Origin of the sequence: Amycolatopsis pithecellobii (assembly GCF_009707865.1) — a bacterium.
Classification (GTDB): Bacteria; Actinomycetota; Actinomycetes; order Mycobacteriales; family Pseudonocardiaceae; genus Amycolatopsis_E; species Amycolatopsis_E pithecellobii.
This window is the reverse complement of sequence record NZ_WMBA01000040.1, coordinates 14,552-32,377: the sequence shown is the minus strand read 5'-3', so window position 1 is coordinate 32,377 and position 17,826 is coordinate 14,552. Positions and strand designations below refer to the sequence as shown.

Annotated in this window: 22 protein-coding genes and 2 tRNA genes; 7 read left to right on the top strand and 17 right to left on the bottom strand. The window is 63.9% G+C overall.

The genetic code is table 11. The annotated features are described in order from the left end of the window. Positions 1-74 precede the first annotated feature (74 nt). The 3 genes from GKO32_RS23335 to GKO32_RS23320 form a co-directional block, all read right to left on the bottom strand. Positions 75-1,436: an aldehyde dehydrogenase family protein gene (locus GKO32_RS23335; protein ID WP_312868416.1), complete on the bottom strand. Its 1,362-nt coding sequence runs from the start codon at positions 1,434-1,436 to the stop codon at positions 75-77. Continuing rightward, entirely contained in the window at positions 1,426-2,526 is a 1,101-nt protein-coding gene (locus GKO32_RS23330) for an acyl-CoA synthetase family protein (protein WP_166459701.1), read from the bottom strand. Before GKO32_RS23330 ends, GKO32_RS23335 begins: the two co-directional genes overlap by 11 nt. A gap of 438 nt (positions 2,527-2,964) precedes the next feature. Next, a tRNA-Pro gene (locus tag GKO32_RS23320) sits at positions 2,965-3,038 on the bottom strand. 79 nt (positions 3,039-3,117) lie between these two features. Here GKO32_RS23320 and GKO32_RS23315 point away from each other — a divergent pair. Beyond that, positions 3,118-3,191, top strand: a tRNA-Gly gene (locus GKO32_RS23315). A 90-nt stretch (positions 3,192-3,281) separates the two neighbouring features. Here GKO32_RS23315 and GKO32_RS23310 read toward each other — a convergent pair. From GKO32_RS23310 to GKO32_RS23285, 7 genes are all read right to left on the bottom strand, one after another. Next, a complete protein-coding gene (locus GKO32_RS23310; RefSeq protein WP_154759016.1) occupies positions 3,282-4,463 on the bottom strand; it encodes a tyrosine-type recombinase/integrase in 1,182 nt (393 codons plus the stop codon). Continuing rightward, positions 4,463-4,687, bottom strand: a complete 225-nt coding sequence (locus GKO32_RS23305; RefSeq protein WP_376765992.1) for an excisionase family DNA-binding protein — start codon at positions 4,685-4,687, stop codon at positions 4,463-4,465. The genes GKO32_RS23310 and GKO32_RS23305 overlap by 1 nt, the downstream gene beginning before the upstream one ends. A 4-nt stretch (positions 4,688-4,691) precedes the next feature. After that, positions 4,692-6,005, bottom strand: a complete 1,314-nt coding sequence (locus GKO32_RS23300; RefSeq protein WP_246244486.1) for a replication initiator — start codon at positions 6,003-6,005, stop codon at positions 4,692-4,694. Beyond that, entirely contained in the window at positions 6,002-6,178 is a 177-nt protein-coding gene (locus GKO32_RS39265) for a hypothetical protein (RefSeq protein WP_246244484.1), read from the bottom strand. Before GKO32_RS39265 ends, GKO32_RS23300 begins: the two co-directional genes overlap by 4 nt. Before the next feature lie 22 nt (positions 6,179-6,200). Beyond that, complete coding sequence (locus GKO32_RS23295) at positions 6,201-6,452, bottom strand: hypothetical protein (RefSeq protein ID WP_246244481.1); 252 nt, start codon at positions 6,450-6,452, stop codon at positions 6,201-6,203. Positions 6,453-6,493: 41 nt separating this feature from the next. After that, positions 6,494-7,243 carry an FtsK/SpoIIIE domain-containing protein gene (locus GKO32_RS23290; protein WP_312868413.1) on the bottom strand — a complete coding sequence of 250 codons (750 nt, stop codon included), beginning with the start codon at positions 7,241-7,243 and terminating at the stop codon, positions 6,494-6,496. 385 nt (positions 7,244-7,628) lie between these two features. Then, positions 7,629-7,958, bottom strand: coding sequence for a hypothetical protein (locus GKO32_RS23285; RefSeq protein ID WP_246244478.1), 330 nt, complete (start codon positions 7,956-7,958; stop codon positions 7,629-7,631). Positions 7,959-8,124: 166 nt separating this feature from the next. On the opposite strand from GKO32_RS23285, the gene GKO32_RS23280 reads away from it, so the two are divergent. Both GKO32_RS23280 and GKO32_RS23275 read left to right on the top strand, forming a co-directional pair. Beyond that, positions 8,125-8,892: a DUF5919 domain-containing protein gene (locus GKO32_RS23280; RefSeq protein WP_154759055.1), complete on the top strand. Its 768-nt coding sequence runs from the start codon at positions 8,125-8,127 to the stop codon at positions 8,890-8,892. Next, positions 8,879-9,349, top strand: coding sequence for an NUDIX hydrolase (locus GKO32_RS23275; RefSeq protein WP_154759014.1), 471 nt, complete (start codon positions 8,879-8,881; stop codon positions 9,347-9,349). The genes GKO32_RS23280 and GKO32_RS23275 overlap by 14 nt, the downstream gene beginning before the upstream one ends. On the opposite strand, the gene GKO32_RS23270 is transcribed toward GKO32_RS23275, so the two are convergent. From GKO32_RS23270 to GKO32_RS23260, 3 genes are all read right to left on the bottom strand, one after another. After that, a complete protein-coding gene (locus GKO32_RS23270) occupies positions 9,328-9,885 on the bottom strand; it encodes an HD domain-containing protein (RefSeq protein ID WP_154759013.1) in 558 nt (185 codons plus the stop codon). The genes GKO32_RS23275 and GKO32_RS23270 overlap by 22 nt on opposite strands. Before the next feature lie 24 nt (positions 9,886-9,909). Next, positions 9,910-10,545, bottom strand: coding sequence for a hypothetical protein (locus tag GKO32_RS23265; protein ID WP_154759012.1), 636 nt, complete (start codon positions 10,543-10,545; stop codon positions 9,910-9,912). Positions 10,546-10,626: 81 nt separating this feature from the next. After that, a complete protein-coding gene (locus tag GKO32_RS23260; RefSeq protein ID WP_154759011.1) occupies positions 10,627-10,929 on the bottom strand; it encodes a winged helix-turn-helix domain-containing protein in 303 nt (100 codons plus the stop codon). A gap of 244 nt (positions 10,930-11,173) precedes the next feature. On the opposite strand from GKO32_RS23260, the gene GKO32_RS39925 reads away from it, so the two are divergent. Then, positions 11,174-11,425, top strand: a complete 252-nt coding sequence (locus tag GKO32_RS39925) for a helix-turn-helix domain-containing protein (protein ID WP_312868412.1) — start codon at positions 11,174-11,176, stop codon at positions 11,423-11,425. A 12-nt stretch (positions 11,426-11,437) separates the two neighbouring features. Here GKO32_RS39925 and GKO32_RS23250 read toward each other — a convergent pair whose 3' ends face one another. Together GKO32_RS23250 and GKO32_RS23240 are read right to left on the bottom strand one after the other, a co-directional pair. Continuing rightward, positions 11,438-12,325 (bottom strand): hypothetical protein, encoded by an 888-nt coding sequence (locus tag GKO32_RS23250; RefSeq protein ID WP_154759010.1) that lies wholly within the window; start codon positions 12,323-12,325, stop codon positions 11,438-11,440. A gap of 622 nt (positions 12,326-12,947) precedes the next feature. Next, the gene (locus tag GKO32_RS23240; RefSeq protein ID WP_154759008.1) at positions 12,948-14,012 is read right to left on the bottom strand and encodes a Shedu anti-phage system protein SduA domain-containing protein; all 1,065 of its coding nucleotides are present in this window, start codon (positions 14,010-14,012) and stop codon (positions 12,948-12,950) included. A gap of 700 nt (positions 14,013-14,712) precedes the next feature. On the opposite strand from GKO32_RS23240, the gene GKO32_RS23235 reads away from it, so the two are divergent. The 3 genes from GKO32_RS23235 (at position 14,713) to GKO32_RS23225 (ending at position 16,508) form a co-directional block, all read left to right on the top strand. After that, positions 14,713-15,087, top strand: a complete 375-nt coding sequence (locus GKO32_RS23235; protein WP_154759007.1) for a hypothetical protein — start codon at positions 14,713-14,715, stop codon at positions 15,085-15,087. An 84-nt stretch (positions 15,088-15,171) separates the two neighbouring features. After that, positions 15,172-15,651 (top strand): VOC family protein, encoded by a 480-nt coding sequence (locus tag GKO32_RS23230; protein ID WP_154759006.1) that lies wholly within the window; start codon positions 15,172-15,174, stop codon positions 15,649-15,651. An 80-nt stretch (positions 15,652-15,731) separates the two neighbouring features. Next, the gene (locus tag GKO32_RS23225; protein WP_154759005.1) at positions 15,732-16,508 is read left to right on the top strand and encodes a hypothetical protein; all 777 of its coding nucleotides are present in this window, start codon (positions 15,732-15,734) and stop codon (positions 16,506-16,508) included. 4 nt (positions 16,509-16,512) lie between these two features. On the opposite strand, the gene GKO32_RS23220 is transcribed toward GKO32_RS23225, so the two are convergent. Both GKO32_RS23220 and GKO32_RS23215 read right to left on the bottom strand, forming a co-directional pair. Then, the gene (locus GKO32_RS23220; protein ID WP_154759004.1) at positions 16,513-17,316 is read right to left on the bottom strand and encodes an Fpg/Nei family DNA glycosylase; all 804 of its coding nucleotides are present in this window, start codon (positions 17,314-17,316) and stop codon (positions 16,513-16,515) included. Beyond that, positions 17,316-17,786 carry a ribose-5-phosphate isomerase gene (locus GKO32_RS23215; protein WP_312868411.1) on the bottom strand — a complete coding sequence of 157 codons (471 nt, stop codon included), beginning with the start codon at positions 17,784-17,786 and terminating at the stop codon, positions 17,316-17,318. Before GKO32_RS23215 ends, GKO32_RS23220 begins: the two co-directional genes overlap by 1 nt. Positions 17,787-17,826: the final 40 nt, after the last annotated feature.

Here is a 17,826-nt window from a genome sequence, read left to right as displayed (position 1 = left end):
CGAGTCCAGTTTACCCACTGGTGTATGCAGAAAGACCAGCGATCGCCGTACTCGGCCCGCGGCGGGCAGGTCAGTCAGCGGAGTACCGATTTGCTCTTCATCAGGAACTCCGCCAGGTGCCCGTCGTGCGGCAGCCCCGGTCGCATGTGATGGGTGGGGTGATCACCGATGTGCAGGTTACTGATCGAGCCGTCCCCGGCCAGCTCCGTCAGTAGCCCGGGATCAGTGGTGAATGCCGTCAGGGTGAGAGTGTTCCGCAGCGGGCCGGTGCCGTCCGAGCGTGACCACGGAACGACCCACACGCAGGGAAAGGGCAGTTCGATGCGAGCCTGTGGCGCGGTGGCCCGGTCCAGCAGCGCAACCGCGGGACGCAGCACCGCGCCACCGCCCTCGAGTTCGACGACCAAGTCTTCGCCCGAGATGAGTTGGGCATGAGGGAGTTCGGAGTTCAACCGTGCCTCGATCGCCTTCGCCCGGTCGAGCGGGAAAGCGGGCAGCACTGCCGCTTCGTCCAGCGGCGGGCGAACCGGGATCTCACCGAGTCTGCGGGCGAGCTCCTGCGCCACCGCAGCCGCGTCGCCCTCGACGAAGACCGCCGAAGCGTTCACACACGCCGTCCCGCCGAAACCACAGACAGAGTCCACAATCGTGTCGACGTGATCACGCCAGTCATCATCGGCGGTGAGCAGGATCTTGGACCGCCCCGGTCCCTGAACCAGCACGTCGCCACGGGTGTCGTACTTCGCCACGATGTCGTCCCCGCCGTATACCAGTGCGAGGTCCGCCGCATCGGCCAAGGTGCCGGCCGTGGCATGGTCGGTGGGCAGCAACACGACCTGGTCATCGCCGAAACCACTGGCACGCAACGCACTCACCAGCCGATGCGGGGTGAACGGTTCGCGTTGCGATGGCCGCACCGCGACGCGATAGCCCAAGGCAAGTGCTTCGAGCCACGGCGTATGAGTGCCGGGATGGTTCCCGGGTGCCAGCACGGCGAGCACCTCGGCGCGCCGCACCCATACCGCCCCTTCGTCCCGCACGTTCCGCCAGTCCTGCGCGGAGGACACCGGTCGCGCCTTCTCCACGGCGTCCCCGGCGCACGCGGCGCTGTTCGCGATCGCGCGCGATGCCGCACGAACGACCGGCAGCGCGACACCGGAAGCCCGGCACACGAGACGCTCGTGCTCGTCCAGCGTCACTCCGTCCACGGTGCCGGTGAACAGCTCGCCCGCGGCGGCAAGCGCAGCGATCCGGCCGGCGCGCGGCAGCGGCTGCGCCCGGCGCAGTGCCTTGAGGTTTTGCTTGACAGACAACGCGGGCGCCACGCTCAGCCGGGCGAGCACCGATCCGTCCACATCGGACACATCAGCGGTGCGCACGGTGCGGAGAGGCCCACGCACCCCCAGCGCGTCCAAGCGCGCGGGCTCAGTAGACACCCTCGATCACCTGCGCCTGTTCGAACACGGCGACCGGCGTCACGTCGGCCACGGACACACCGAGCGCTCCCGGCTGCGCCGGCACGTGGGTGGCCTCGTCGCGTTCGAGGTTGTTGGGCAGCAACATGGACTTGCTGAGGTGGTGCATGACGACCTGACCGCGTTCACCGTCGGCGACGGCCGCACCGGTGCCGGGATCGACCACCTCGAAGGTCACGTAGGGCGAGAACGAGTCGAACACACACGGACCCGAACCACCGTCGCCGGCCGGCCGTTCCATGGTGCCGCCCAGGATCATGGTGCTGCCGTACTGCCCGCACAGCCGCACGTTCGGGAAGACGTCGTGTTGCAGCACCGCGCGCGTATCGGCGTCCAGGTGGGCGCCACCCCACATGATCACCGAGACCTTCTCGTTGATCGCCGCGACCAGCTCATCCCGCTCGGCCATCCGTTCCAGCAGCGGTGGCGTGGCCACGAGCACGCCTACTTTCTGGTGCAGCAGAACCGATTCCGCTTGGTCGACGACGTGCTCGGCATAGCGTCCGGCCTCGTCGCCCCGCCCCTCCTGCAGGCTGCGGCGTACCCAGCGCGGGTCGAGGTCGACGGTGAAGTTGATGCCTCCGCGCATGCGCGGCAGCTCCGCCATCAGCCTGCCGAAGATGTGGGGCCCGGTCGGGGCGAGCGTCAGCCAGTTCGCCCTGTGGGGGAATCCCAACGCGTCCATCCGGCCGGACTTCCAAGCCAGCAGGCTGGTGAACCAGTCGGACAGCAACAGCACGCGTTTGGGTGCACCGGTCGTTCCGCCGCTGTCGTAAGCCCCGATGATGTCCGGATGATCGCCGTACCCGCGTGGTACGAGATCCTCCAGGGGGACGACTCTGAGTTCGTTGGCCACGTTGGGGAACAGCCGTAGATCCGCATGGGTTCGGACGTCCCGGCGCGGATCGAAGTCGAGTGAACGTGCCCGTTCCAGCCAGAACGGCGAGCCGGTACCCGGATCGAAATGCCATTGCATCATGGCGGACAGGAACTCGGTCTCGGTCCACTCGCGGTCGTGGTTCCCATCGGGAACGGTGGCAGCGCCCAGCATCAGCCCTCGCAAAAATGGAATCGACGCGAGCCGCGATCAAGCCCACGACCCACCGGATTCGGCGTGCCACAAGCTAGTTCAACGGGCGCACGCACAGCATGATCGGCCACACAAAGTGCGCGGATATGCACCGGGAGTTACCTGAAAGTCTCTGCGCGGCCGCGGCGTGCGTACAGTGCTGGTCGCGACCCGGGACAGATCTGCTCCGCGATCAACGCGAATGCCGTCGAGCCGCGCAGAGATCAAGAAAGCATGAGCGGCAACGTGTGCCGCTGCGGCGCCTACAACCGGGATCGTTGCGTACCGACCAACCCGGACAAGGTGCTACACAGGCTCACCGACCTGGAGGCGGAGCCCCGAGACCGAGCGGCCGGGTGAGCCGACGTCGCCCCGCCGCCCCCGCGCGGCAGGGCGACGCTCGCAGGCTGCGTGATGGTGTCGGGATGACAGGATTTGAACCTGCGACCCTCCGCTCCCAAAGCGGATGCGCTACCAAGCTGCGCCACATCCCGATCGCCCCCGGCGGGGCGCTGCGATCACTCTAGCCTGACCCGCTAAACTGATCGCGCACCCCGGGTGGTCGGGGCGCATGCGGGCGTAGCTCAATGGTAGAGCCCCAGTCTTCCAAACTGGCTACGCGGGTTCGATTCCCGTCGCCCGCTCCAGTGCACAACGGCCGGTCAGAGGCACAATCCAGGCGGCGGAACCCTTCCGTGGGGACCGTCGCTCGTGTCATTTGGGCCATTAACGGGCCATTAGCCAACGGGAGCCAGCACACCAGCAGTCCCCTCCTCCGGGCCATCGTCCTCTTCCGATGCCCCCTGGCGGTGGCGCTCCACACGAGCATTCAGCTCGTCGGCAATCTGCTGGTCACGGACGCTGGTCGCGTGCTGGTAGATCAATGCCGCCCGAACGGAACTCTGCCCCATCCGCTGCATCAGCTCACGCGTGGTCGCCCCTGCCTCCGCCGCCATCTGGTTGCCGGTATGACGCAAGTCATGAAAGTGGAAGCCCTTCGGCAACCCTGCCTTGACCACCGTCTTGGTCCAGCCGGTCTCGCGGTGAAAGTTGCCCCGCCGCAGGACGCCGCCGCGCTTGCCGACGAACAGCAGGCCGTCACGCCCGCCCTCGGCGAACTCCGCTAGGTGGTGCGTCAGATCCTCAGCCAAGAACTTGGGCAGCGCGACCGTTCGCACCCCGGCCGCCGACTTGGTAGGGCCGATGCTCATCTCGCCGTCCTTCAGCTGAGCGACTCGCCGGGCGACCCGGACGATCATCGTCTTCCGATCGATGTCCCGACGCCGCAAGGCGATCAACTCACCCCAACGCAGGCCCGAGAAGGCCGCGAGCAGCACGAGGAACCGGTACCGCCCTGGCACCACATCGGCCAGCCTGTAGACCTCATCGACAGACGCGTGCGGCCGCTCGGGCGTGCGATGCTGGTCAGCACCCTTGATCCGGCAGGGGTTGCGCTTGATGCGCCCGTCATCCACCGCCGTCGCGAACATCGAACGGGCGAGACGGTACGCCTTGGCCGTCCGATCCTCGGACCGCCCCTTGTCAAGCAGGTCAGCCCGCCATGCCCGGATGATCTCGGGAGTGACCTCATTGACCCGGAACCGCCCCAGGAACGGCTCGATGTGGTTCCGCCAGACGCTCGCGTGCTCTTCCCGCGTCCGCTGCGACACCTTCCGCTGCCTGATCCAGTTCGCTCCGAACTCGGAGAACGGGACCCGGCCGAGTTCGGGGTTCATCCAGTCACCCCGGATGATCTCCGCTTCCACGACGGACAACCATTGCTCCGCGTCCCGTTTGCCGGGGAACGTGTGCGGTGCGACGTGTACCAGACCGTCCGGCCCGATATAACGTGCTTGCCACCGACCCGATTTCCGTTGCCGCACGCTACCGAACCGGCGATGTCCTTTCTTGTTGGCCATTACACAAACCTTTCGAGCCCGTTGCGCCGACCCGATCGAACGATCGGCTCGACCTTTCCGGCTTCCACGAACGATTCGAGGTCCTCGACAGCCAGACGGACGTGCCGCCCGACGCGATAGAACGTGATCCGGCGCTCCGCGATCAGGCGCCGTACAAATCGGACTGACGTCTTGAGAAGCGCAGCCGCTTCCTCAACTCCCACATAGGTTTTCAGCGCCGCCACCTCGCTAACTGGCCATGATTTCCTCCATCTCTTCGCGCGCGACGCGCCTGCGCTCGCGGGCCTTCGCGGCAGCCGAATTGGCTAAAGCGGCATCGCCGACGGTGAGCCAGCCGACGCCGTCGAAGATCCAGTTGAGCGTTACCGCGGCTTCGTCGCCGAACTGGTCGAGATCGGCCGGCGGGGTGTCCTCCGGGTGGTTTTCGCCGCGCTGGAACGCTTTTCGGACCGCGCGCAGGGCTGTCAGTGTCGTGGAGTAGCGGCGGCTTTTGGTGGAGAAGTGGCCGCCGAAGCCGAGCATGTGTGCCCATTTCTGGAGACGGCCCCAGCCTTCGTCCCAGGCTTCGCGCTGGGCTTCTGACGTGTAGTACCAGGGGCGTTGGCCGAGGGACCAGCAGGCCGTGAGTTGCCGGGCTTGGTGAGTGTCCTGGTCGGCGTAGACATTGGCGGTCTGCTGGGTCAACTTCCTCGATACGTGCCCGGCTTCCTCGGTGGCTTTGGTGGCGTACTTGGCGAGGTACGCCGCCACGGCGGTCGACGTGAGAGCGCCGTGGTCGTCGTGATCACCGGCGTTGAGGCGGACCCGACGGATGTCGGTCTGTGTGCCCCAAGTCAGGGTCCAGCCGATGCGGTACCAGGGGTGGGACGCCGTGGTGAAGCGCGTGACGGTCGCAGCAGTGTCGATAAGGCTGCTCAGCAGCTCCGGCGTGATCGAAGCGTCCGGCTGAATGATGGTATCCGGATCATCCGGGTTGACGCCATCAAGCCTGATCAACGCGTGGAAGTGCACAGTCCCGCGCCGTTGGTACTCGGCGACCTTTGCGTACGAGAGCCGGACGCGGACGCACCGGTCCTTCGCCGCAGCGACCAGGTACCGGTTGAGCGTGATGACGGTCCGGCGCCACAACTCCCCCGCGTGGAAGTTCCAGACGGCTTGAGCGTCGTAGTCGTAGCAGTCCCGGCAGATCGGCTCACTCACGCACGGGTCATCCTCGCCGTGCTGGACCCGGCACTCTGTCGGACGGCCATGCAGGCACAGCGGGGCGTACCGCCGGGGACGGCACGGCCGAACCTCACCGTTGGCCCCGACCACGCGCGCGTGCACTGTGCCGAAGGCAGGCGCGGTGAGCGTGACGAAGAAGCACGGATGCTCCGTCACGGTCGCGGGCACGCCCTTGCCGCCCACGAGTCCCGCCTTGACGAGGTGATACGTGTCGGCCCGATAGGTCTCCGCGCACGCAGGGCAGACCGAGGCGCGCCGGTTCTTACAGGCGACGTACAACCGGCCGTCGGGCATGTCGTCGGTCGGCCGCTCGGTCATGCCGTCGCCCAAGTGGCTTCGAGCCGGAGCCGGACGGGCCGTGAGCACGCGGCGGCGGGCATGACGTGCGCGAGCCACCACCGGTAGCCGGGCTGAGCGACCCGAGCCACGATCTGCGCCTCGGCAAGGGCTCCCAACCCCACCACGGCTTGGGTGGTGGGGCTCGGAGTCATGGTCGAGACGGTCACGGGTTCCTCAGCCGAACAGGTAGGCGTATGCCTCGACGTCGGCCGTAGTGGCCCAGCGGAACCCGGTCACGAGTTCGCCGGTCGGGCTGTAGGTGGGTAGCAGGGCGTACGGGTCGAACGCCTCGATGGGCAGTCCGATGAACCGTTCGAGGTCGGGTGCGTGCGCGAGTCGAACGACGTCGACCGCACCGTTGGACGCCGAGACGAACGCCCAGACATGATCCGGGGTGGTCGAGATCGGCATGCTTGCGGTGAGCATTGTGGACAGTCCTCTCCTGCGAGACGAATGCGTAATTGCTTTCAGGCAGTGGTTTTCCGGCTGCGCAGTTCTCGTGCGTAGTCGACGAGGGAATAGATCTGCGTGTCGGTCAGGTAGGCGGTCTTCATGCGGCGAGGCACGCCGCCCTCGGCCAGCAGCAGCGCCACTCCCCGTTCCTGCGGGGCGATAGTGGACGCGTCGTAACCCTGGCTGGCCCAGCCGCGTCCGAGAATGATGTCGGACGACGAATCAGTTGTGCAGCGGTACGCCATGCGATAGCCGAACAAGTCCCGCAGCGATGTCGGAATGATGTCGGCGGACGGACGTTGCGTGGCGGCGACGACGATGACCCCGGCCGCGCGGCCACGTGCGACGAGATCCCGCAGCAGTCGCACGAACTTCTCCTGCTGGTCCTTGCCGCCCATGGTGGCGGAGAACAGGGCCAGTTCGTCGATCACGACCATGATCACGTCGATCGGGTCGCGGCGGTCGATCTTGCGACGCCGCACTCGGTCGAGTTCGCGGTATCGGCGGTCCATCTCCGCTTGGAGCTGTTCCAGCGCCAGCAAGGCGGCTTCGATGTCCGGGCCGACGAACAGGTCAGCGATGTCACGCCACAGCCCGAGTTCGACCTGCTTGCCATCGAACAACCACAGCGACAGGTCCGGACACAAGGCTCCATGCGCAACGATGTTGTTGAGCCCCACGGACTTTCCCGCCCCCGGTTCCCCGGCAAGCAGGATGTTCCGCCAGATCAGCGTACGAGGACGCCGACGATGAGCACGAACCACGACCGTTTCGGATCGTGCCAGATTTCCATCACATCGAGCCGTCGCGCTCCACGCGAACGGCGAATAGACTTGGCCATTGACTCCTCCAAGGCGGAGTTAGCAGACCGAGAGGCACGGGGCCGGGGAGGAACCGCCAAGAACCAGACCGGTCCCGTGCACTCTCGTGATCAATCAGAAGTAGTGCCAGAATTCGGTGCTGTATAAGAACTCGTACAGTGCCTGGTGAAGTCGGACGAAGTCCCGACTGTCGTCGACCCTCGGGAATCCCTTGCTGGCCAGGAGTTCGGCCACATCCTCGATCAAGCTGACAGTGAGGTGGGTGTGCTCGGGTTTCTCTTTGGGATCTACGGGGTAGTGAACGTCACCGGATCGCATCGGTCGCCCCTCAGGAACCCGAGGTGCTCGAACCGGACTTCGAACCAGACACGGCCTTGATGTCGGTGGCGCGGAAAGCGACGCCGTTGCGGCCGTTCTGTGCCCACGGAATCGCCTGCAACTCCACCGGGGTGACAGGTGCACCAGTCGGGACCTTCGGCGGCTGTGGGGCCGCTACGGTCACGCTGATCACCTCAGCCCCGCCGTTGTCCATGGCAACCAGCTGCACAGTCCACATCGGAATGTTCGTGCTGCGCTCCACGCGCTGCACCCCGTTCTGGTCGGTTTTCGGCTGAGCCTCACGGCCCACGGTGAACGTGACCTGGGAAGTGTCGATCATCAATCGCATATCTACTGGCCTCCAAGGCAGTTACTTGATCCTCAGCGCGCCGCGGTATGACGCGGTGGGTCGCGGTGCGCTGAACCAAGATGCCTCCGGACACGGGGACCACTTCACCACAACGAAGGACTTCTCAGGACGTCTTGGACGTCCTAGAGTCGTCCCCATGCGAAATGAACGGCTTCGGGATGCCCTGGCAACAGCCGGGGTCGCTGCCGATGCGCTGGCCGAAGAGCTTGCCGTGGACCCGAAAACGGTCGAACGGTGGATCACGAAAGGCCGGGTGCCGTACCGGAAGTACCGCAGCCACATCGCCGCCCGCCTGCACACAACCGAGAACTACCTATGGCCGGACGCGTTGAGCCGCGAAGAAGCAGCCACGGTCAGCCAATCGGAACTCGTGACATTCTTCCCGCACCGCAACTCGATTCCCACCGAACTCTGGGACCGCGTGATCACCGACGCGACCGAACGAGTCGATGTTGTTGTTCATGCGGGGCTTTTCCTCGTGGAGCGCCCAAACTTCGTCAAGCTACTCGTCGCGAAATCGCGAAATGGCTGCAGCGTCAGGCTGACATTCGGCGACCCCACAAGCCGTGAAGTCACACGCCGGAGCGAGGAAGAACGCCTGGGCAAGCACACCCTCGCCGGACGCATCCGCAACGCCCTGGCGTTCTACCGCCCTCTGTTCGAGATGGCCGAACCGGAGATTCGCTTTCACCGCACCACGTTGTACAACTCGATCTTCCGGTTCGACGACGAAATGATCGTGAACACCCACGTGTACGGCATCCAAGGCGCCCACGCGCCCGCGATGCACCTACGGCGGCTGTCCTCAGGCAGCCTGTTCGACACCTACGTTCAGAGCTTCGAAGAGGTCTGGAGGACCTCCAAGCCCGCCACACTCGAGGAAGTGAACCTTGACGCGAACTGACTACTTCAACGACCCCAACGCCCCGACCGCGAACAGCATCGGCGTGGCCGTCAGCGCCTTCACCCTCAACGAGCGCGGCGAACTGCTGATGATCCGGCGCACCGACAACGACCTGTACGCCCTGCCAGGCGGAAACCTCGAGCTAGGCGAGACACTCAGCGAAGCCGTGATTCGCGAAGTCCAGGAGGAAACCGGAATCACCATCGAAGTGGTCGAACTGATCGGCGCGTACTCAAACCCGAAGCACGTCATCGCCTACGACGACGGCGAAGTCCGCCAGGAGTTCTCGCTCTGCTTCCGCGCCCAGCCAACCAGCGGCGACCTACGCACCAGCTCCGAAAGCAAAGAAGTCCACTGGGTCCCACGCGAAAAGATCACCGACCTCAACGTCCACCCATCGATCCGGCTCCGCATCCAACACGGCTACGAGAACCGTCAGTCAGCGTTCTTCACCTGAACCGCCAACCGGGCCTCCGTGCGTTCAACCGCTCGGAGCCGTTCCGGCCACGACAAATCGATGGCTTTGCTGACCGCGTGTTCCGGGCCGTAGCGTTCTTTGACCTCAGTCATGCGCTGAATGAACGTCAACCTCTCCCCATCCGGCCCGGTCGTCATGTCCGCCCACCACAATGCATCCCGCTCGGGGGTCTGCTCGTCCTCGTAGGCATCGAGAAGATGCGCGAGACCAGCGACCGCGCCGTCCTGGCGAGCCGCCGAATGGTGAGCCACCAGGTTCACCAGCCGGGCCGGTGTGCCGATGCTCGCGAGATACCGCGCCCCGTCAACCGGGTGGAAGCCGAGAACCGCGAGATCCGGGGCATAGCCGACGTCATGCAGCAACGCCGCCACCTCGACCAACTCCGCATCCAGGCCAGGCACCCCCGCGAGCCGACGAGCCTGCCGAGCCACGCCCTGCACATGCGCCCACCGACGCGGCAATGGCTCGGCCAGCTTGTCGGCCGCCACATCATGCGCCCAGCTCACCAAGGACATGCGCGGAGAGTACCCGTCTGGCTGCTACACCCCACTTCGCTGTGCGAGCAGTCCCGGCGTGAGGTCGCCGGCCGCGATCCAGTCCCGAGCATCGGTGTCGATCCAGCCCGCGACTTCCAGCGAGAGCCCAAGCAGCTCATCCAGCGGCCGGTTGTGAATCGGCTCGTGATGCCCGATGCGGTTGCGCAGCACATGCAACGTCGATACCGCGCGCTCGACATCGGCACGGCGCTTGCCGGGGAAGGCGCGGTACATGCAGAAGCGCCACAGCGTGCCGTCATAGCGACGGGCGAGCAAGAACCGCCAGAACCCGAGATTCAGCTCCGCAACCACCCGCCCCGGTGTTTCGGCGCGCCCGTTGCGCGTGCCCCGGCGGATGGCTTCCCGGATGTCCTTGCGCGTCTGCTGACTCACGGTCGGCTCGATCGCCGCATACCACCGATCGGTGCCATACCGCTCTCGCGACCAGGCCGTCAGCTCACGATGCAGCGCGTTACGCAGAAGCACCTCGACGTGCCCCAACGTGCGCCAGAACGCCGCCGACACCTCCGCGTTCCACTCGTAGAGGGTCATCGCGTCCCTGCGGCTGTTGGTCGCGGCACGGTAGGGGGCCAGGCGATCGTGTGAGAACCACGATTCGAGGTGACTCAGCTCAGACATCGTGTACCATGATCTACGAAGACCCCGGCACGCCTCTGATTCAAGCGGCCGGGGTTTTGGCGTGTCGGGACTTTTCTCGACCTAGGAACGAGCGCAGCTACAAGACGCCACCCCCGAAGCCACCTCGTCCGCGTCCGGAACCTGATCGAGCGGCACCACGTACACGCCCTTGCTCGGGACCACCCGCAGTAACCCTCGCTCGCACAAAATCCGCACCGCGTGCCGGGATGTCCCCAGGGATACCCCGTACTCGTTCGCCAGCTTGTTCTCCGCGTACAAGGGCTCGTTGGGACGCAGCTCACCAGCCCTAATCCGCGCCTCGATGTGCTCGGCCACCTGGTTGTACAGGTAGCCGGGCTTATCGGGGTCGAGCATGAACGACATGGACGTACCTCCGTTTGGTTGCAGTCGGACATCAACTGCCGCCAACCGTCGGCCCAGCTCCACCACGTCGGCACGACATATCGCCGCACAAGCCACGAGCTGAACACAAGCCACGGTGCGGCCCCATCCACCACGGGACGAACAAGCGCCGTGCTCCGCGCGGTAACCAGACCCGCCGCACCAGGACGCACCGCCAGAATATCCCATCTTGGGATATCTGCAAGAACTACGGTGGCCTAACTGCGTGGAGAAGTCGATCTACTCGGCCGAGTACCAACAGGTCTGCGACCTACTACGCCAACTGCGGCGCGAGGCACGATTGACTCAAGTTCAGGTAGCCGACGCCCTCGGAGTACCCCAGTCTTTCGTCAGCAAGTACGAGTCCGGCCAGCGACGACTTGACATTGTTGAACTGCGGCATGTAATAGAAGCGCTTGGCGGTTCCTTATCGCTTTTCCTTGCAAGGCTTGGCGCCGACCGGACAAATTCGAACTAATACCGTTTGACATTAATCATTTCCGTAATCCCAATCAACAACAGCCTCGGCATATCTTTCATCTAGACTTTCCTCCGTAGTCTCTACAAATTGCTGAGGAAGGCCTGCGGTTGCCGTCTCCCGAGTGTCCTCTAGCTGTAGGCCACAGACCGAACATTCAAACGACTTAGCCACCAGAATTCTATCAGTGTATATAATGTCATCTTCGATTCGCTCACCGCTAGTACGCACATACTCGGTGCGAAGAATAGCTTGCGACTCACATGTCGGACATTCAACAAATCTTCCATCGAGTACAAATTTGGGCAGCGCGTCACGCCTAGCATCAATTTCCGGTTTCTGCAGGTTCTCAAAAAATGTTGACGCTTGATTGAGCTTCTTTCCAACTTCATGCTGAGTTTTCTTGTCTTGCTCGTCCACCAAGCTGCGAGCGTGAGCAACTACGGACTCGCCAAGTAACGACTCTACGTCAATTTCAAGGAAGCTGCAGACTACCTCCGACACACGCAAGAAGCGTGGCAACCAGAGACTGATAGGGGCGTTGGCAATTGCTGCCTCACCTGTATGAAGCTCCGAGTTTCTAAGATTCATTAGCACCGTTGCGTCACGCACCCTGCCCGAATCGAAGTCAGGGACAATGTGCGGAAGTCGAGAAATAACAGTGTGAGTAGGAATTGACTTCAGGTCGCCATCAATAAGGATTCCGACGGAGTGCAGGATACTGTTCCCGTCAGGGGCGGCAAGAAGACTCGGGTGTACTTTTGCCAAAGGTGTTCGTAAAAGAAATTCCAGGCCTAAAAGTGCCCATATACCAAATTCGTCATCATCAAAGCGGGGGTGACTTTGGGCGCGATTGAAGTAGAGAGACGCCTTCCCATAGAGTGTCGCATAGTCCCACATCAGATACTCCATATATATGTTCGCTCGAGACGTCGACGACTTCCTGACGAAACCCTAGGGCGTCTATGCAAAAGCCGATAGTTGTCAACAAAAAGGGTAAGACCCACTCTCCAGTCCACCCGGAACATTGGATCGAGGTCATCAATTTCATCCAGTAACCCTTGTTCATTCGGTGTACATATCCGAGGATCCCATCGAAGTTGATAAGAACAGTTCGATAACGGTAGAACCGCAGGGAAATATCTAGCTAGACCCCGACGATTCCTAACCTTAAGGACGACAGACTTCAGCCTCTTAAGCAATAGCTTCGAAGGCTCTAGCAACTCTGTTGCTGTCTCTTCATTTATCTCGATTGCGCGCAATGCGAACCATCTCGGCACCACCGTCGAAACAGCACCATCGGTATGCCATGGAAACTCGTTATACCCATAAGTGCCCGACAGACTCCAGCTCGAATCCGGCGGTCGAGCGTCTAGCACCTGCGGAGGAGAGACGGAAGTGAACGAAGACAGAACCGAATCAGCTATGTCTGAATCGCCCACAACAGCATAGCCTGCCAATGCCACAGCACGTTTAACGTTTTCGATCTCAGACACTCGGCCTCCACTCCAAACTATGCCGCTCAATAGCGCTTGTCGCGTTCTTGAAAGGCGAGCGAACGGTCAGCGACCTCGATTAGGTCATCGTAAGTTAGGACATTGACCCTACTCAAGTGTGCATTGTAAGATCTGAAGGTTTGCCGGATTGTTCGTCGGTCTATCTCCGAGACATGGGTTGGATGACCGATCACCACCGTCGCAAATACTCTCCGCAAATCGAAATCGAATGATAATTCATTGCGATAATACGAAGTTATGCCCGCACCAAGCTCATCCAACGATCTCAAATAGTTCATAGCTTGAGAAACCGCCTCATGGACCTCGTTGCCGACGATCACGTGGTTCCGATGACGTCGCACCAGCCTAGGTACAACTGGCCCCTTCAGTTCTACAAGGTGTAGCGTGCCGTTCGCGTCGAGCAACGGGATATCATACTGATCAAGAGGGAGGATCGATCGTTTCGCCACCCCGACGTATTGACCGCCAAAAAGCCAATATTCTCCTTCAATAAGGCGTTGAACATCAGTTTCGGTAACGTTCGGATCACCCGCTAACCTGGCAAGCTCCTCGACAGTCTTCCGCCTCTTCGCAATAACCGCTAGCTCCGCAGCCGAAACGCCCGCAGCGGATGTAGTGAGGAATTCAATTATGCGCGCCGCATGCCCGGCCTCGGCCAGCACCTTAGCGACCGCGCTCAGTTCCATTTGGTTGCCGTTGAGTGCGTCTGTGAACATTGCGAGCGGTGACTGCCGGTCGATAACGCTGTAGCGACCCGGCTCCTTAAATTCTGCAGTGAGGAAACCAAGCAGGCGGTCAATTTCTTCGTTTTCACACCACCAGGTGTTCTTGGCGCCGCTGGCGACAAAATCGACCTCAGGCGCGTCCGGGGCCTTCTCAAACGTTCGAAACCGAAGCTCGCGCTTGCGAACGGCTCCAGTCTTGGGGTTCCCGTAAGCCGATAACGTAACTGTTTTGCGTACGCGTCGTCCGTCTTTGATCACAGCGCCAGAGTTGCCTAGGCTAGCGGATCCCGTCGTCTGACTATTGGCCCAAGCCTTGAAGCTCTCGATCTTGTCACCGTTCTCCATAGTCACCTGGTCTTCGAAACGATGTGAGGAATTTCTTTACGTCTTCAAGCCGCCCTCTAACGGGCGGGCGCGCGGGCCGAACTGGCGCGCGGCCGAGCAGTCCCGCTGCGCTCGCCCCGGCCGCGCAGAACGCCGTCGGCCACCGCGCGCACACAACGAAGGGCGCAGGAAGCAAGAGACTCACCAAAGGCAGGCCGCCGCCGGAGGGCGCACCATCCCCGCGATCGCCGGATGGTCAAAGCCGGGATGGGCGCCGTCAACCCCGCTGCGCGCCGATCACGCCCCGGGTGGTCGCTCTGCGTCCAGAAGGTCACGGAACGTAGGTCGTCGCGGAGGCGTGATCGGTTACAGGGTTGACGGCGCCCGTCCCGGCTGTGGGCGGCTTTGGATCGCGGGAATAGTGCGGCGTGGTTGGTGCGCGGTGTCAGATAGGGCCGCGCGCGTGCCATTAGCGTGCCATTAGAGGCGGTCAACCAAGGTCAACACAGGCCACGCCGGACCCCAGCAAACGCAGGTCAGCGGCGTGATCCACGATCATCCGGCAACCTTCCAAACTGGCTACGCGGGTTCGATTCCCGTCGCCCGCTCTCACCCTGCGGCGCAGGTCAGACCCACAATCCGATACAACGGGCCCCTCTGGGGGCACGATCGGACACGCCTGAACACATCTGCGCAACCTTGGGACTCGCGGTACGTCTGCGTGTTCGACGAGATCGGACGTGACGGAGGCGAGATGCCTTACACCGGTGAGATGCCTTACTCGGTTGCCCTGGTGGTGCCTGCCATGGTCGGCGGTGTGATCGCTGCCGGCGTGGTGTTCCTGCTGATTCGCCGCCGCGTGAGTGGGCGGGATTCCAAACTGGCCGCCGCAATGGCGGGTCTTGCGTTCGCGCTGGGTTGGTATTTTGCGGCGTGGATGGCCTTGTTGGGCGTGATCGTCGCCGCTGTGGTTTATGGAATGGCGCGCCTGTTCACCCGCGCCGGTCAGGCTGCCGTCGCCGCCTTCGGTGCGTATCTCGTTTTCACCGCTGGTGCTGGTTACATGCTCTCCGTCGCCCTCGACAGTATGGGCTAACCCCGGGCACGCCGCGCACGACCGATGAGTTTTCCGCAGCGCGCGGGTCCACCTTGATGTCACCGACAACTACGAGGAGGACCTATGACCAGCGCACCGCTCACGACCTGCCTGTGGTTCGACGGCAACGGGGAGGGGGCCGTGAACTTCTACGCGAGCGTGTTCACCGACTCCAAGATCGGCCGGATCGGCCGGTACAACGACGCCGGCCCCGGGACGCCCGGCTCTGTCATGGTGATCGAATTCGAGCTCAACGGGCAGAAGTTCATCGCGCTGAACGGCGGGCCCCAGTTCAAGTTCAACGAAGCCATCTCGTTCCAGATCCCCTGCGCCGACCAGGCCGAAGTCGACTACTACTGGGAACGTCTCAGCGCGGACGGCGGCGAGGAAGGGCCGTGCGGCTGGCTCAAGGACAAGTTCGGCGTTTCCTGGCAGGTCGTACCCACCAAGGCCATCGCGCTGATCAGCGACCCCGACCCGGTCAAAGCCGAGCGCACCACCCAGGCGATGTACAAGATGAAGAAGCTCGACATCGCCGAGCTCGAGAAGGCCTACGCGGGCTGAGCCGGCACATGCTCCGGGAACTCTCCGCGTAGTGTCCGCGTTGTCCGGTTCAACACACCAGAACTCGTGGGAGTAAACCGATGGGCACCGCGATCACGTTGATCGTGCTCCTCCTGATCATCATCGGTGGCGTGGCGTTTTTCGCCAAGTCACAGACGCAGAGACGGCAGCGCGAACTGGAGGACGCGAAAGCCGACGCGCGCCGCCTGGTCGAGCGGCTCGGCGGGCAGGTGCTCAACCTCACCGGCACCGACCTCGCCTCGCAGCAGGCGCTGGCCGACGCCTCCGAGCGCTACAACGCCGCGGGCTCGCAGCTCGACCAGGCGCGCACGGGCGAGCAGGCCAAGCTGGTGAAGGAAACCGCGCTCGAGGGGCTCTACTACGTCCGCGCGGCGCGCACCGCCATGGGGATCGACCCCGGCCCGAAGCTGCCGGAGGAACTCGAGCGCGAGCGCGCGGGCAAAGTCACCGAGCATCGCAAGGTCGACGTCGAAGGCCAGAGCTACGAGGCCTCCCCCGACCCCGGCTCGAACACGCCCTACTACTACCCCGGCGGCCGCGTCGCGGGGCGTCCCGTTCCCCAGGGCTGGTACAGCGAGCCGTGGTGGAAGCCCGCGCTGGTCGCCGGCGCGTGGGGACTGGGTTCGGCGCTGCTGTTCAGCTCCATGTTCTCCGGGATGAGCGGGATCGCGAGCGCGTCAGCCTGGGAGTCCGGGTACGACGCCGGCCAGCAGGACGCGATGGGCGACGCCGGCGGTGACGGCTTCGACGGTGGTAACGACGGTGGCGACCCCGGCGGCGGCGACTTCGGCGACTTCGGCGGCGGCGATTTCGGCGGCGGGGGCTTCGACTTCTGAGCGCCTAAGCGGGCTGGCAGACCGGGCACCAGTAGAGGTTGCGCCCTGCGAGTTCCTGATGCGCGACAGGCGTGCCGCAGACCAGACATGGCTGACCGGCGCGGCGGTACACGTACACCTCGCCGCCGTGCCGGTCCTGGCGCGGGGCACGGCCGGTGACCTCCGGCAGGTGCCCGTCGGCGACCGTGTCGATTTGCCCGGTGCGCACGCCGTAGCGCATCAACGTCACCAGGTCGGCCCACATTTCCTTCCACAGCACCGGATCCAGCGACCGGCCCGGCAACATGGGGGCGACTCCGTGGCGGAACAACAACTCCGCCCGGTAAACGTTGCCGACACCCGCGACGACCGTCTGGTCCATCAGCAGCGCGGCGATCGACGTCCGCGACGACGAGATCCGCTCGAACGCCGCGTCCGGCTTGGCGTCGCGGCGTAGTGGGTCCTGACCCAGCCTCGCCTTGATGGCGTCGACCTGGTCCGGAGTCAGGAGCTCACAACGGTTCGGGCCCCGCAGGTCCGTCCAATGTGTACTGCCGATCAGGCGCAGCCGGACCTGCCCCACCGGCGGCGGCGCCGGCAGCTTTCCCTCGGTGAACGTCCCGTACAGCCCGAGATGGATGTGCACGGTGGCCGACGGATAATGGTGGAAAAGATGTTTGCCGTACGCCTCGGCCCCGGTCAGCACCGATGCGTCCACAGTGGACGCATCGGTGAACTTCCCTTGCGGGCTGGCCACTTCCACCGGCTTGCCCGCATAGCGGCGCTGATGTAACCGAGCCAGCCGGTGAAGCGTGTGACCTTCGGGCATCAGGCAGGCAACGCGGGCGGGGTGCCGGTGCGCTCGTAGTCCAGCAGCTGCTGGATCCGGCGGGCGTGCCGTTCTTCCGGTGACGGCGGGGTGGCGAGGAAGGTTTCCACGATGGCCGTCGCCTCCTCGGTCGAGTGCATCCGCGCGCCGATCCCGATCAGCTGGGCGTGGTTGTGTTCACGGGCCAGCTGCGCGATCTCCGGCTTCCAGGCCAGCGCCGCGCGGGCACCGGGCACCTTGTTCGCCGCGATCTGCTCGCCGTTGCCGGAGCCGCCGATGACGATGCCGAGGCTGCCCTCGTCGGCGACGACCCGCCGCGCGGTCTCGACGCAGAACGCCGGGTAGTCGTCGGCCGCGTCGTAGACGAACGGCCCGATGTCGGTGACCTCGTGCCCCTGGCCCTTGAGGTGGGCCACGAGGTGGTTCTTCAGCTCGAAACCGGCATGGTCGGATCCCAAGTAGACACGCACGGGCTGGAGTCTGCCATCCCGCTCAGGCAGGGGCATGCTC